Raw genomic sequence first — 13603 nt, forward strand, 5'->3', positions numbered from 1 at the left:
AATGGCATTTTTTAAAATATATTATTCCTAGTAGAAAATAAAAGGAAATATTTAAATTTTAATGTAACAACAAAACAAGATAAAACATAAAATAATATGTACTTAATAATAAAGGAGGTAAATTATGAGTTTATTTAAAGCTTTCAAAAAGAATAAACAAAAAACTAAAACTAATGATAACAGTAAAAAAGAAATAAAAGTTAGCAAAAAAGTGAAAAAACCAAAACGTGAAAGTTCTGATGAAAAAAAACATAATGAAGTAAGAGAAGATAACGACAATATAGAGTACCTTAATGAAGAAATTAATAATGAGTCAAAACCAAGTAAAAAGAAAAAAAATAGAAACAAGAGAGATAGTAAAAACAATACTACTGAAATCATAGAATTAATAGATGATAGTGAAGTAGAAAAATAGGAGAACAACACATTATGTGTTGTTCTCCTATTTTTTTTACAAATACTACAAAATTTAAGAAAAATTTAAGAAAATTTTAAGCAAAAAAAAATATTAAAATGTTATAATCATAATGTAAAGAAAAAATTACAATTAATTCCATATAATCAAAGTAAAGTAGGAGGTAAATTTAATGGCAAAAAAAAAGAAAATAATAGGTATATCAATCAGTTTAGTTATTTTATTATTTATAGTATTTAATTTTAAAACATCGGGGTCAAGTGATGTTATGTCAGTAAGAACGACAGATATAATAAAAAGTGATATAAGCTCTAATATATATGTTAAAGGAGAGTTGAAAAGTAAGGTAAAATCAGAAATATCTTCAGACCTTACATATATAGTAGATAATATATTCGTAAAAGAAGGAGACCAAGTAAAAAAAGGAGATAGGTTAGCAACCTTTGATATGAAACAATTAAATCAAGATATTGAATCAGCAAAACTTGAATTTGAAATTCAAGAAGCTCAATATAAAGAAAAAAATAGTGAAGAACAAATTTTATCTTTGCAAAAAGATATAGAAAATCAAACTATGGATTTTGAAATCGCTCAAAATAAATATGAAAGTTCTAAATCATTATATGAATTAGGAAGTATTAGTAAAGATGAACTTGATTCTGATTATAATACATATAAAAAATCTCAAAACAATTTAGACAAAATAAAAGCAGATTTAAATAAAGCCATAAGAGAAAAGAATAACGATTCAGATGCAAAATCATTGGAACTTAAAAAATTGAATTTGAAACAAAAAATAGATGATTTAAGTAAATCAACAATAAAAAGTCCAATAGATGGAACTGTTACAGCTATTGATGCAAAAATAGGATCAATTCCTAAAGGTGCTGGAGGGATATTTGTCATAGAAGATTTGAAAACTTTAAAGGCAACATTCGATATAAATGAATTTGATATAAGCAAATTACATAAAGGACAAGAAATAAATTTAACTACAGAATCTCTTCCTAATTCTACTTTTAAAGGAAAAATAACCAATATTTATCCAACAGCACGAGTAAAAGAAGGATCTTCTTCAGGAAAGCAAATAATAATCCCCGTAGAGGTGGATTTACTTGGAAATATAGAAGGATTAAGACCTGGCCTTGTAATTGAATCTAAAATAGAGACAGAGAAACAAAAAGATACATTAGTTCTTCCTTATGAAGCAATCTACGAAAAACCAGATAAAACTAAATGCATATTTTTAGTAAAGAATGAATTATTAAAGGAGATTCCCGTTGAATTAGGAATACAGAGTGAATTAGAAGTACAAGTTATTTCAAAGAATATAAAACCAGGTGATAAAGTGGCGCTTAATCCTAATGAAACTTTCATAGATGGGATGAAGGTTTCTACTATGAAGTAGTTAGAAAGAAGGTATAAAAATGATAGAGGTTAAAAATCTAGAAAAAGTATATCAAAATGGAGATATAAAAGTTCCCGCTTTAAAAAATGTATCTCTTAATATAAAAGAAGGCGAATTTGTAGCAATAATGGGTTCTTCTGGATCTGGTAAATCTACTTTTATGAATATTTTAGGCTGTCTTGATAAACCAACTGCTGGAGAGTATCTGCTAGATGGAATACCTATACAAGATAGAAATGAAGAAGAATTATCAGATATAAGAAATTTAAAAATAGGATTTGTATTTCAATCATTTAATCTTATTCCAAGAACATCCTCACTTAAAAATGTAGAATTACCACTTTTATATGCCAGAAAAAATCAGAATGATAGAAAGAAAAAAGCAATTAATATTTTAGAAAAAGTTGGATTGAAAGATAGAATACATCATATGCCTAATGAGTTATCTGGAGGACAAAGGCAAAGAGTTGCAATAGCTAGAGCATTAGCCAATGAACCTCCTTTGATTTTAGCAGATGAGCCAACTGGAAATCTTGACTCAAAATCAGGGGATGAGGTAATGGAAATTTTTAAGAAGTTGAATGATGAAGGTGTAACAATAATACTTGTAACACATGAACCAGAGATTGCACAACATTGCAAACGAATAGTAGCTTTTAAAGATGGGGTTTTAATAAAGGATGAACTTGTCGAAAATAGATTATAGATTTTAGATTGGAGGTTAATACTTTGTTTTTTTTAGAAAATTTTAAGCTAGCTATATCCAGTCTAAGAGCAAATAAGATGAGGTCTTTTTTGACAATGCTAGGGATAATAATAGGTATTAGTTCTGTTATTACAATAATGACTCTAGGGGAGATTGGTAAAGCAAGTATAGGTAAAGAATTTGAGGGATTTGGAACTCATAGAATAAATATTCGTTTGAATTGGGGTGATGAGGTAAGAAATACTGATTTTTTAAACGATAATGAACTTGAAAAAATAAAGAATGCATTTTCAAAAGAAATTGAATATATATCTCCTATTACTTGGGGATCAGGAAAAGCAAAGAAAAATAAATCGTTTGCGAATGTAGATATACAGGGAACAAATGAAGACTATAAAGCTATAGGAAAAGTAAATATTACAAATGGAAGATTTCTAAATAAAGAGGATATCAAAGGAAGGCGATATGTAGCTGTTATAAATAAAAAACTTGCTCTTAAATTATTTAATAGAGAAAATGTAGTTGGAGAAACTATAAAGATAGAAAGTGGAGATTCTGGGCAACGTTTTGTTATAGTAGGGGTATATGAAGATCCTCCTTCCGTATTTGATAAATTTAATAAAGAAGATCAAACTATACTTTATGCTCCTGTAAGTATTATACAAAATGATGGTTTATATTACTCAGCTCAAGCTCAGTTATCTAAGAAAGTTGATATTGATTTAACATGTGATAAAATTTCAAAATATTTATCTAGAATAAAAATCAAGAAAAATTTATATGATGTAAAATCTGCAAAAAGTGAAATGAATATAGTTGATAATGTATTAAGTAAGATATCTCTAGGAATAGGAGCGGTGGCTGCTATATCTTTATTAGTTGGTGGGATTGGTGTTATGAATATAATGTTGGTTTCTGTAACTGAAAGAACTAGAGAAATAGGGATAAGAAAGGCTTTAGGCGCTAAAAGAAAAGATATATTGCTTCAGTTTTTAGTAGAGTCAATGATAATATCAGGACTAGGCGGATTAATAGGTGTTACGTTAGGTCTTGGAGTATCTAATATAGCAGCATTAATCTTGAAAGTAAATCCTAGTGTACCTATTAAATATATAGTAATAAGTGTTTCGTTTTCTGCTATTGTTGGAATATTCTTCGGATTATATCCTGCTAATAAAGCAGCTAAACTTGACCCTATAGAAGCACTTAGATATGAGTAAATTATGAATTGATAGGAGGTTAATATGAAAAAAAACAGATATATATTTTTATTTATAATAGTTGCACTATTTACGCTTTTTAATTCAATAATATCATTTAAATCATTTGCAGACGATATTCAAAATAATATATTGACTTTAGAAAGAGCACAAAGTGAAGCTATATTAAACTCAAATATATTAAAAGAAGACAATAGAAGCTTGGATGCATTGCATGATGAACGTTCAAAAACAATAAGACAAGAAAAGCAGGCAAAGAACAGAAAATCAAATTCGGAATGGGATGCTACACTGGAAGATTACAAATATGAATCTGGGGATAAAAGTAAAGAAGTTGATATGAAAATAGAAAGTAATGAAATAAAATTAAAAGAAGATGAAAAACAAATAAAAAGAAAAGTACTTCACTTATTTCAAGATATTTTAATTAAGCAAAAAGAACTAGAAGTAGCAAAAATTAATATAGAATATGAGTATAAGCAACTAAAAATATCGGAGTTGAAAAATAATCTTGGTAAAATTTCGGATATTGATTTAAAAAACAGCAAAAATAAATATGATGAAATGGTCACATTATCAGCAACTAAAAGGATTGAATTAGATAATTTATATAATACCTTAAATCAATCAATAGGACATGAAATTAATAAAAGATATGTTGTTGTATTAGATGATATAGATGAAAATTTTAGTATTGAAAGTATAAAAAAACCTGAAAATATCATAGATATGGTTTTAAAGAATAGATATGATTATGTAAATTTAAAGAATAGTTATGAAATACAGAATCTAAATTTGAATAATATCAAAATTAAATATACTCCAAATACATATATATACCAAGAGGAAGAAAGAACTTTAAATAATTATAAAGAATTGTATCAAGAAAAAGAAATTTCAATAAAAAATGAATTAGAGAATGAATATTCTCAACTTATTTTATGTAAAGAAAAGTTAAACAGTAATGAACAAATTTTAAAAAACTCCAAGACTATTTTTCAAAATAAATATAATTTTTTTAAATGTGGTAGATTGAGCAAGATGGATATAGAAAATGCTAGAATAGACATGATTAATAAAGAACTTGATTATATGATTAATAAATTTGAATTTCAAAGAAATTTAGATAAATACATATCAAATTATGATTATACTAAATAAACATAATAAGAAAGCTTAGAATAAATTCTAAGCTTTCTTTTATATTAAACAAGAAGTTAATAATTAAACTACTATACATGAGTGGTTAAAATCATATAGATTTATACATCTCTGCAATTTATGTAGTTATTTATTAATTTCTCGTTGTATTATTATAATAACCTATTTTTAAAAATATATTCTGGAATATTTATGTAAAAAATATCTAAACCAATTTTCGGAATTTCCCATACAAATAAATATTATTATATTGGTATGGGATAATATTAAATAAAGTATTTTTTTAGGAGGTTTTTCATGAATTGTAAAATAGAAATATTCAAAGAGTGGGATAATCATTTATTAAATGATAGTAAGCCTTCAATATATTTTAATAAAATTAAAAATGAAAATACGTTAGACGAATATCCGTTTTCAATGTTAAAGAAACTAGAAAATACTCCGCAGTCTGAAAAATACCATCCTGAAGGAAGTGTATGGAATCATACTATGATGGTACTTGATGTTGCTGCAGATAAAAAAAGATTAAGTAAAAGCCCTAGAGTGTTTATGTGGGCAGCACTACTTCATGATATAGGTAAGCCATCTACAACTAAAGTAAGTAAAAAGAAGATAACATCATATAACCATGATTCTATAGGAGCAAAACTTGCAAGAGAATTTTTATTCGAATTTACAGATGATAAGAAATTTATTGATGAAGTATGTATTCTTGTAAAATGGCATATGCAATTATTATTTGTAGTTAAAGATTTACCTTTTGCAAAAATAGAAGAAATGTTATCTGACACAACTTTTGAGGAATTAGCCTTGTTTGGAACTTGTGATAGATTAGGTCGAGGAAATATGTGTGAAGAAAAAATAAAAGAAGAAAATAAAAATATAGATATATTTATAAAAAAATGCAAGATGCATTTGGAGAATAAAAAATAGAGTTGATGATTATTGATTAATCACACTATACTTTTTGATACCATATACTATATCAAAAAGTAAGAAGGTGTATTAAATGAAAAAATGCTCTAGATTTAAACACTGTGGTTTTATAAAAAAGTATGAAAATACAGGCTTATATAATGATTTAATAGAAATATACTGTAAAGGTAAGAAAAAGAAAGAGTGTAAACGAAGAAAATTTAATAAAGAAAAGGGATATTCTCCTAATGATAATATGCTTCCTAATGGAAAAACTGGAAAGCTTAAATAAAATAAAAGTGCATATATTGTTTATCTTGACAATATATGCACTTTTAATATACAGTTTTATAGTATGATTTTAAGCTATCACATCAGTATAGGAGGTAAAAATGACTATTGATTCAACTAATATAAATTATAATAATCTTAATAATAGTTTATATACTACTAAACAAGCAGCTAGAATAATGAATATTTCTCAGTCTACACTTAGAAAATATGAAGAAAAATATAATATACATATTCAAAGAAATGAAAAAGGGCATAGAAAATACTCTGTTGAAGATATTAACAAGTTTCAAGAAATATTAAACTTAAAAAATATAAAAAAGAATAAAAATGAGATTTCATTAGGTAATACTAATAAATATAATGAAAGTTTCAAAACTGCAATAAAAGATTCTATAGCAAATGATAGTTACATTTCTTTGGAAGCTCAAAATAATATGATGCAGAATTTTGAAAAATATATAAAAAATTTTACAAATGATTTATTTCAAAATAATAATCATATATTGTTAAATGATTTTAAAAGTTCCTTAGATGATAAAGTAGATAAACAAATAGATAGACTAGTAGATTTAATAAAACTTGAGAATAATCAATTAAGGTCGGAAAATAAAAGATTGATGAATATGATATATGAACTTAACTCTAAAATTGAACTTTTAATTCAAAAAGAAGAACCTAAAGATAAACCAATGAAATTTAATAGATTATTTAGTAAAAATAAATAGTTTACATAATTGTTTTAACGTTAACTGAAATCACTTCGTAATAAATTTAAGCCTTAGACATTATATCCCTAAGGCTTATTTAATATTTTTAAATATGGATTTTAAACTAAGGATTTATTTCGAAATTTATATATTGTAAAATAAACTGATTGTATTCATTTTTATAATATTTAAATTCTACATATTCATTTTCATTTAATATATTTTCAATAAAATATGGTTTTAACTTAGGCATTAATCTCAATACTAATACTTCATTATTTGATTCAATTTCTATAGAATTATCGTCTATCATTCCATTATAGTAACCTGTGGATACATATTCTTGTGTATTATAGGATGCGAATCCTAATAGGTTAAATAGTAACATCGAAATGGATAAAACAGTAAGTATCTTTCGCATACGTTTGTCCTCCTTTTAATAAATATAATTACATTTATTTTAGTATATGAAACTATATTTAGAGATATTCCTAAATATAATAAAGTCTATATATAAAAAAATATTATTATATTGACAATTCTGAACAACAAATATATAATACATTTTAAAGATAAACAATTGATTTAAAGACTATGAAGAGAAGAGTAACTATATTAGTTTTATTTCAGCGAATCGATGGTGGTGAGAGATCGATATAAAAAATATAGCGAAGAACATCTCTGAGTTTCTAACTGAAATCGTATGAGAGTAGGCTTAGACGGATCTAAACCGTTATAGTTAGACAGTATCGAGTTATACTCTGTACTTGTTAAAGAGAGCTTACAGCTAATTAGAGTGGTACCGCGGAAGTTAAACCTTTCGTCTCTATATTTATATAGAGATGAAAGGTTTTTTTATTACAAAAAAACATGGCCATGTTTAAATAAAATAATGAATTATAACTTTATAACTACTAAAAAATAAATTAAATAATATTAGGAGGAATACACATTATGCTAGAAAGATTAGTAATACCTACAGGATATGAGCCGAAATTGGGACTTAAAGAAACAGAGATGGCAATAAAACAAATAAAAGATTTTTTCCAAATAAACTTATCAAGTAGATTAAATTTAACTAGAGTGTCAGCACCTTTATTTGTAAAGCCTGAATCAGGTCTTAATGATAACTTAAATGGTGTAGAAAGACCAGTATCATTTGATGTTAAAGGAGACAATAATTCAGAAGCAGAAATAGTACACTCTCTAGCTAAATGGAAGAGAATGGCTTTAGCTAGATACAAATTTGATGTACATGAAGGACTATATACAGATATGAATGCTATAAGAAGAGATGAAGATTTAGATAACTTACATTCAATTTATGTAGATCAATGGGATTGGGAAAAAATTATAACAAAAGAAGATAGAAGTGAGATGTATCTAAAAAATATAGTCAATACTATATTCGGCGTTTTTAAAGAAACAGAACAACGTATGTATGAATTATATGATATAGAAAAAATTCTTCCTGAAGAAATTTTCTTTATTACATCACAAGAATTAGAAGATAAATATCCAGGATTTACTTCAAAAGAAAGAGAAGCTGCAATCGCAAAAGAAAAAGGCGCTGTATTTATAATGAAAATAGGTGATCTATTAAAATCAGGAGAAAAACACGATGGAAGAGCACCAGATTATGATGATTGGGAATTAAATGGAGATATAATATTTTGGAACCCTGTGCTAGAGAGAGAATTTGAACTTTCTTCAATGGGAATAAGAGTAGATAAGAAAGCTTTAGAAAAACAACTTTCTCTAGCTGGATGTGAATCAAGAAAAGAATTTGAATTCCACAAGATGCTACTAGAGGATAAGTTACCATTGACAATCGGTGGTGGAATAGGACAGTCTAGAATCTGTATGTTCTTCTTAAGAAAGGCTCATATAGGAGAAGTACAAGCTTCTATTTGGCCAAAAGAAATGATAGAGAAGTGTGAAGAAGAAAATATATTCTTATTATAAAAATTCCATTCATGAACAGTTGATTATATGAAAATAAAAAGGATATAAAAAAGATATTATGAATATCTTTTTTATATCCTTTTATTTTTAATAAGTCTAAATATTACAATATATTTGTAAGTGTTAATTTTTCATTTTCAGATACTATTTTAAAAAATTCTTTAAGCGATTGTAATTGCTCATAAGATGAATATATATTTTTAATTTCGATATTTTTTACAAGCTTTGCCATGGCAATATCAATATTATCAATTTCATGATGATCTAGAAATATACTCCAAGTCTTTCTCATATTATCCCAACTCTTCTCCAATTTTAAAATTTCATTGTTAGCATTTTCCCAATGACTTTTATCTATATAATTAGATATGGATTCTAGGGATTTTATAGATTCTATACAGTAATCATCTACATAATGGTTGTATATATAATTCCAAGAGAAAATTATTATAATAGTAGCTACTATAGATAAAATAAAAGGCTTCATTTAAATATCTCCTTTATTTAACTTTTTTTGTACAAAAACATCATTACTTTCATCTATACTACAAAAAAACACCTCTTCTATAGTAGATATATTGTTTTGTTTTAATATGTTTTTTAGCCAGGATTCATCTAGGCTAAGATATTTCAAATTTCCGTAATTTATCTTACCGTCTATTATTAGAGATGTAGGTAGGCCCTCATATACGGGAGTGGTGTTAATATCTTCGACTGTAGCAGCCCTTTTATTTGGCTTTGGAATTATACTTAAATCTCCGCTTGTTTCTAATACAGCATATTCAACATCTTTTATTATAGGATAGTCTTTTATTCTAAGTTGCTCTATTAAATCATTCATATTAATTCTAAGTCGCTTAAGTTCTTTCTCATTTATAATACCTTTGTTTATTAGTATGCTAGGCTTTCCACATATAAGCCCTCTCGCTTTTTCGCTTTTCAAATTTATAAATGATATGGTGAGTTGAACAAATAGTATAGTAAAGATAGCTATAACTCCATTGATTAAAGGAAGTTTAGTATCTTCCATAGGAAGTGCTGCAAGTTCAGCCATCATTAATGTAACAACTAACTCGAAAGGTTGCATTTCTGACAACTCTCCTTTACCCATAATACGTACACTTATAAGTACAAACATATACAGGATTAAAGTTCTAACTAGTATTATAATCATTTAAACCAATCTCCTTATTTATATATTATATTAGATAGAATTTCCAATATATAAAAATTTATACTTGATTTTAAATGAATACTTAAATAGAAAAAATCCTTACCTACGACTTTATATATAAAGATGAAGGGAGGATTTTTCCTATATATTTAGAGTATATATTATTTAGATTTTAAAATAATCATTATATTAAATTGGGCTTTATAGAATTTCCTCTAACATCAATATTAATTATTTTTTCAACAATATCGTTTCTAAATCCAATTATATAATCAGTCATATTGGCACAGGAGCAGGAATGATTAGGTATTATCTGTACTTTATCTCCGATTTTCAAATTGGTATTTGAACATATTTTTATTTTTCCTACCTCTTCTGATAAACTTATGACTTCTAATTCATCATGACCTTTAATCTTACCAAATCCATTTATAAGATTACTTGCATGAGCTCCTTTATCTAAACCTAAACATTTACTTCCGACATCTATTATAAATAAATCGTCTTTAGGTTTAGAAATTATCGTAGCTAAAACTGTTAAGGAACATTCTTTTTCTTGACATACGTTCAATGAAAGTTGAATATTGTCATAGAATGGATAGTTTCCGGGTCTTAAAATATCTATATTTGGATCAGCTACAGCATCAAAGAATGTAGGTGTACTACCTGTTGCTACCATGGCTATATTAAAAGAATTACTAATTAGATTGTCTTTAGCTATTTTTAATGATTGGCTTTCTTGCTTAGATACTTTACAAATTTCGTTACCTGATAATACACTATAAACTTGACCTGGATGAGTACTAATTCCAATTAATTTTAAATTAGAATAATTAGATATTTTTTTAGCTAGGGTTGATGAATCGTTAGGAAGTACACCTAATCTATTTAATCCACAATTGATTATAATTAGGTATTCAATAGTTAGGTTTTCCTTTTCTAATTCATCATTAAAAAGTTTTGCACCATCTTCTCCATCAAAACTTAAAATTATTCTAGCTTTTTTGGCTAAATCAATAACTCTTCTGATATTTGCTCTAGAAACTATAGGATACGCTAAACAAATATTATCTAGTCCAGCACTAACAAAGACTTCTGCTTCATCGATTGTTCCAACTAAAAACCCTTTCGCTCCATATTCTTTTTGAAGCTTTGCTATATATGAACTTTTATGGGTTTTACTCATAGGCCAAAGTTCTTTATTGTTTTCACTACAAAGTCTTTGAACTTTTTTCAAATTTGTTTCTAAAATATCTAAATTTAGTAAAAAACTAGGTGTTTGCAATTCATAAATATTCATTTTTGTTCCCCTCTCTATTATAAAGTTTTAGGTATATTAAATACAATTTAATATTATTAAATTGTATTTAATATTTTAACAATAAGATTTACTGTAGTCAATGCTTTGAATTATAAATTGTGATATAATTTACATTATTAAAACGGAAGATATAGTAAGAAAAGGAGAATCGAATGAATGACATAAATGTTGGTAAAAAAATATCTGAATATAGAAACCTAAAGAATATGACTGTTACTCAATTAGCTAAAATGGCTGGTGTAACACCTTCTTTATTGAGCCAAATTGAAAAGGGAACTGCTAATCCATCTATAAATACTCTTAAAATTATTTCAAAATCACTAGATATACCGATGTTCACATTTTTTATTACAAGAGTAGACACGAATCAGCTAATAGTAAGATCGGATAAGCGAAAAAAAATGATATTTCCTCAAAACAATAATCTTTCATATGAGCTATTATCACCAAATTTGAATGGAGCTATTGAGTTGGCTTTAATAACATTAACTACGAATTCCCAATCATCCAATGAAACTATGGCTCACGAAGGTGAAGAGGTCGCATATGTTATAAATGGAAAAGTAAATATTCATTTGAATGATGAAATAATTACATTGAATGAAGGTGATAGTATAAAAATACTTCCGCATATGAAGCATAAGTGGGAGAATCCATATGATAAGGATGCGAATGTTATATTTGCTATTACACCTCCATCCTTTTAAAAGACATCTATATATTAAGATGTACTAGTACTAAGAAAAAAGTAATAAGTTATAGTTTCTTCTTAAATCCTTCTTTTTTTTATCTAATTTTGATATAATAAAATTTGAATCAAAAAAGACAAATATAAGAAGCTTTGAAGTGGTTAAGGAGGAATTATTTTGGGTAAAAGAAAACAAGTACATGTTCCTATAGAAAAAATAAGAGAACAGGATAAATATATAGAGGTTATAAAATCTCAAAATGATAGATATTTTGAAATTACTGGAAAGAGAAAAAAACATCTTACCGTAACGTACGGTTGTCAAATGAATGAACATGATTCAGAAAAGCTGGATGCCATGTTAAATGAAATGGGATATGATAAAACTGATAAAACTGAAGAGGCAGATCTTATAATATATAATACTTGTGCAGTTAGGGAAAATGCTGAACTTAAAGTATACGGTAATTTAGGACACTTAAAAGTTTTAAAAGAAAAGAATCCAAATCTTGTGATTGCTGTTTGTGGTTGTATGATGCAACAGCCTCATGTAGTTGAAGAAATAAAGAAGAAATTTAAGCATGTGAATTTGGTTTTTGGAACACATAATTTATATAAATTCGCACAACTTTTTTCTGAATCGTTAGAAAGCGACCAAATACTTGTAGATGTTTGGGATGTAGATGGAGAGGTTGTTGAAGGATTAAAAAGTAATAGAAAATATGAATTAAAAGCATTTGTAAATATAGCATATGGGTGCAATAATTTTTGTACTTACTGTATAGTGCCGTACACTAGAGGGCGTGAAAGAAGTAGAAATTCAGAAGATATAATAGAAGAAGTTAAGGACCTTGCACAAAATGGAACTAAAGAAATAACATTATTAGGTCAAAATGTAAATTCATATGGTAATACATTTGAAACTCCTTTTTCTTTTTCAAATCTTTTAAGAGAACTTAATAAGATAGACGGAATAGAAAGAATAAGGTTTATGACATCTCATCCTAAAGATTTATCTGACGATTTAATATATGCTATGAAAGAATGTGATAAGGTATGTGAATATCTACATCTACCTATACAATCTGGTAGTACTAAAGTTTTAAAGGAAATGAATAGAAAATATACTAAGGAAGATTACCTAGCTTTGGTAAATAAGATAAAGAAAGAAATACCTGGAATAACTTTATCTACTGATATAATGATAGGGTTTCCAGGGGAAACGGAGCAAGATTTCTTAGATACATTGGATATAGTAAAAAAAGTAGAGTATGATTCTGCATTTACATTTATATATTCAATTAGAAAAGGAACTCCAGCAGCTGATATGGAAAATCAAATTCCTGATGATATAAAACATGATCGCTTTGATAGATTGTTAGCAGAGGTTAATAAGATAGCTAAAGAAAAAAATATGAAGTATAAAGGGGAAATTGTAGAAGTTTTAGTTGAGGGAGAAAGCAAGAATGATAGTTCGAAACTTTCAGGTAGAACTAGACATAATAAGCTTGTGAACTTTGAAGGATCAAATGAACTTATAGGACAATTAGTTAATATAAAAATAGTAGATGTTAGAAGATTTTCTTTAAATGGAATACTTATCAAAGAATAGCACTCAAATTTGAGTGC

At 26.5% G+C, this 13603-nt stretch carries 15 protein-coding genes and 1 other annotated feature; of the genes, 11 read left to right on the plus strand and 4 right to left on the minus strand.

Annotated elements, in window-relative coordinates; translation table 11 throughout:
• The first annotated feature begins 124 nt into the window (after nt 1-124).
• From Tmeso_RS13305 to Tmeso_RS13340, 8 genes are all read left to right on the plus strand, one after another.
• Nucleotides 125-415, plus strand: a complete 291-nt coding sequence (locus Tmeso_RS13305; protein ID WP_099192006.1) for a hypothetical protein — start codon at nt 125-127, stop codon at nt 413-415.
• 172 nt (nt 416-587) lie between these two features.
• The gene (locus tag Tmeso_RS13310; RefSeq protein WP_099192008.1) at nt 588-1823 is read left to right on the plus strand and encodes an efflux RND transporter periplasmic adaptor subunit; all 1236 of its coding nucleotides are present in this window, start codon (nt 588-590) and stop codon (nt 1821-1823) included.
• Nucleotides 1824-1842: 19 nt separating this feature from the next.
• Nucleotides 1843-2529, plus strand: coding sequence for an ABC transporter ATP-binding protein (locus Tmeso_RS13315; protein ID WP_099192010.1), 687 nt, complete (start codon nt 1843-1845; stop codon nt 2527-2529).
• A 23-nt stretch (nt 2530-2552) separates the two neighbouring features.
• The gene (locus Tmeso_RS13320; RefSeq protein WP_099192012.1) at nt 2553-3749 is read left to right on the plus strand and encodes an ABC transporter permease; all 1197 of its coding nucleotides are present in this window, start codon (nt 2553-2555) and stop codon (nt 3747-3749) included.
• 24 nt (nt 3750-3773) lie between these two features.
• Nucleotides 3774-4910 (plus strand): TolC family protein, encoded by a 1137-nt coding sequence (locus tag Tmeso_RS13325; RefSeq protein WP_099192014.1) that lies wholly within the window; start codon nt 3774-3776, stop codon nt 4908-4910.
• A gap of 297 nt (nt 4911-5207) precedes the next feature.
• Complete coding sequence (locus Tmeso_RS13330; protein WP_099192015.1) at nt 5208-5843, plus strand: HDIG domain-containing metalloprotein; 636 nt, start codon at nt 5208-5210, stop codon at nt 5841-5843.
• A 76-nt stretch (nt 5844-5919) separates the two neighbouring features.
• Nucleotides 5920-6117, plus strand: a complete 198-nt coding sequence (locus tag Tmeso_RS13335) for a hypothetical protein (protein ID WP_099192017.1) — start codon at nt 5920-5922, stop codon at nt 6115-6117.
• A gap of 100 nt (nt 6118-6217) precedes the next feature.
• Nucleotides 6218-6844, plus strand: coding sequence for a MerR family transcriptional regulator (locus Tmeso_RS13340; protein ID WP_099192019.1), 627 nt, complete (start codon nt 6218-6220; stop codon nt 6842-6844).
• 106 nt (nt 6845-6950) lie between these two features.
• On the opposite strand, the gene Tmeso_RS13345 is transcribed toward Tmeso_RS13340, so the two are convergent.
• Nucleotides 6951-7247 (minus strand): hypothetical protein, encoded by a 297-nt coding sequence (locus Tmeso_RS13345; protein WP_099192021.1) that lies wholly within the window; start codon nt 7245-7247, stop codon nt 6951-6953.
• Between the two features lie 164 nt (nt 7248-7411).
• Nucleotides 7412-7657: a binding site (T-box leader), on the plus strand.
• Between the two features lie 123 nt (nt 7658-7780).
• Between Tmeso_RS13345 and asnA the strand changes: the two genes are divergently transcribed.
• A complete protein-coding gene (asnA, locus tag Tmeso_RS13350; protein ID WP_099192023.1) occupies nt 7781-8791 on the plus strand; it encodes an aspartate--ammonia ligase in 1011 nt (336 codons plus the stop codon).
• A gap of 103 nt (nt 8792-8894) precedes the next feature.
• Here the strand turns inward: asnA and Tmeso_RS13355 are convergent, their stop codons facing one another.
• The 3 genes from Tmeso_RS13355 to Tmeso_RS13365 all read right to left on the minus strand — a co-directional run bounded on the left by Tmeso_RS13355 (nt 8895) and on the right by Tmeso_RS13365 (nt 11265).
• Nucleotides 8895-9278 (minus strand): DUF4363 family protein, encoded by a 384-nt coding sequence (locus tag Tmeso_RS13355; protein ID WP_099192025.1) that lies wholly within the window; start codon nt 9276-9278, stop codon nt 8895-8897.
• Complete coding sequence (locus Tmeso_RS13360; RefSeq protein ID WP_099192027.1) at nt 9279-9965, minus strand: DUF421 domain-containing protein; 687 nt, start codon at nt 9963-9965, stop codon at nt 9279-9281.
• A 184-nt stretch (nt 9966-10149) separates the two neighbouring features.
• The gene (locus Tmeso_RS13365) at nt 10150-11265 is read right to left on the minus strand and encodes an alanine racemase (RefSeq protein WP_099192029.1); all 1116 of its coding nucleotides are present in this window, start codon (nt 11263-11265) and stop codon (nt 10150-10152) included.
• Between the two features lie 173 nt (nt 11266-11438).
• Between Tmeso_RS13365 and Tmeso_RS13370 the strand changes: the two genes are divergently transcribed.
• Nucleotides 11439-11993, plus strand: coding sequence for a helix-turn-helix domain-containing protein (locus Tmeso_RS13370; RefSeq protein ID WP_099192031.1), 555 nt, complete (start codon nt 11439-11441; stop codon nt 11991-11993).
• A gap of 159 nt (nt 11994-12152) precedes the next feature.
• Nucleotides 12153-13586: a tRNA (N6-isopentenyl adenosine(37)-C2)-methylthiotransferase MiaB gene (gene miaB, locus Tmeso_RS13375; RefSeq protein ID WP_099192033.1), complete on the plus strand. Its 1434-nt coding sequence runs from the start codon at nt 12153-12155 to the stop codon at nt 13584-13586.
• Nucleotides 13587-13603: the final 17 nt, after the last annotated feature.

Source organism: Tepidibacter mesophilus, assembly GCF_002724055.1.
Lineage (GTDB): Bacteria > Bacillota > Clostridia > Peptostreptococcales > Peptostreptococcaceae > Tepidibacter_A > Tepidibacter_A mesophilus.

Coding starts and splice junctions, on each gene's coding strand:
- Tmeso_RS13305 (WP_099192006.1), top strand. CDS start 125: ATGAGTTTATTTAAAGCTTTCAAAAAGAATAAACAAAAAACTAAAACT.
- Tmeso_RS13310 (WP_099192008.1), top strand. CDS start 588: ATGGCAAAAAAAAAGAAAATAATAGGTATATCAATCAGTTTAGTTATT.
- Tmeso_RS13315 (WP_099192010.1), top strand. CDS start 1,843: ATGATAGAGGTTAAAAATCTAGAAAAAGTATATCAAAATGGAGATATA.
- Tmeso_RS13325 (WP_099192014.1), top strand. CDS start 3,774: ATGAAAAAAAACAGATATATATTTTTATTTATAATAGTTGCACTATTT.
- Tmeso_RS13330 (WP_099192015.1), top strand. CDS start 5,208: ATGAATTGTAAAATAGAAATATTCAAAGAGTGGGATAATCATTTATTA.
- Tmeso_RS13335 (WP_099192017.1), top strand. CDS start 5,920: ATGAAAAAATGCTCTAGATTTAAACACTGTGGTTTTATAAAAAAGTAT.
- Tmeso_RS13340 (WP_099192019.1), top strand. CDS start 6,218: ATGACTATTGATTCAACTAATATAAATTATAATAATCTTAATAATAGT.
- Tmeso_RS13345 (WP_099192021.1), bottom strand. CDS start 7,247: ATGCGAAAGATACTTACTGTTTTATCCATTTCGATGTTACTATTTAAC.
- asnA (WP_099192023.1), top strand. CDS start 7,781: ATGCTAGAAAGATTAGTAATACCTACAGGATATGAGCCGAAATTGGGA.
- Tmeso_RS13355 (WP_099192025.1), bottom strand. CDS start 9,278: ATGAAGCCTTTTATTTTATCTATAGTAGCTACTATTATAATAATTTTC.
- Tmeso_RS13360 (WP_099192027.1), bottom strand. CDS start 9,965: ATGATTATAATACTAGTTAGAACTTTAATCCTGTATATGTTTGTACTT.
- Tmeso_RS13365 (WP_099192029.1), bottom strand. CDS start 11,265: ATGAATATTTATGAATTGCAAACACCTAGTTTTTTACTAAATTTAGAT.
- Tmeso_RS13370 (WP_099192031.1), top strand. CDS start 11,439: ATGAATGACATAAATGTTGGTAAAAAAATATCTGAATATAGAAACCTA.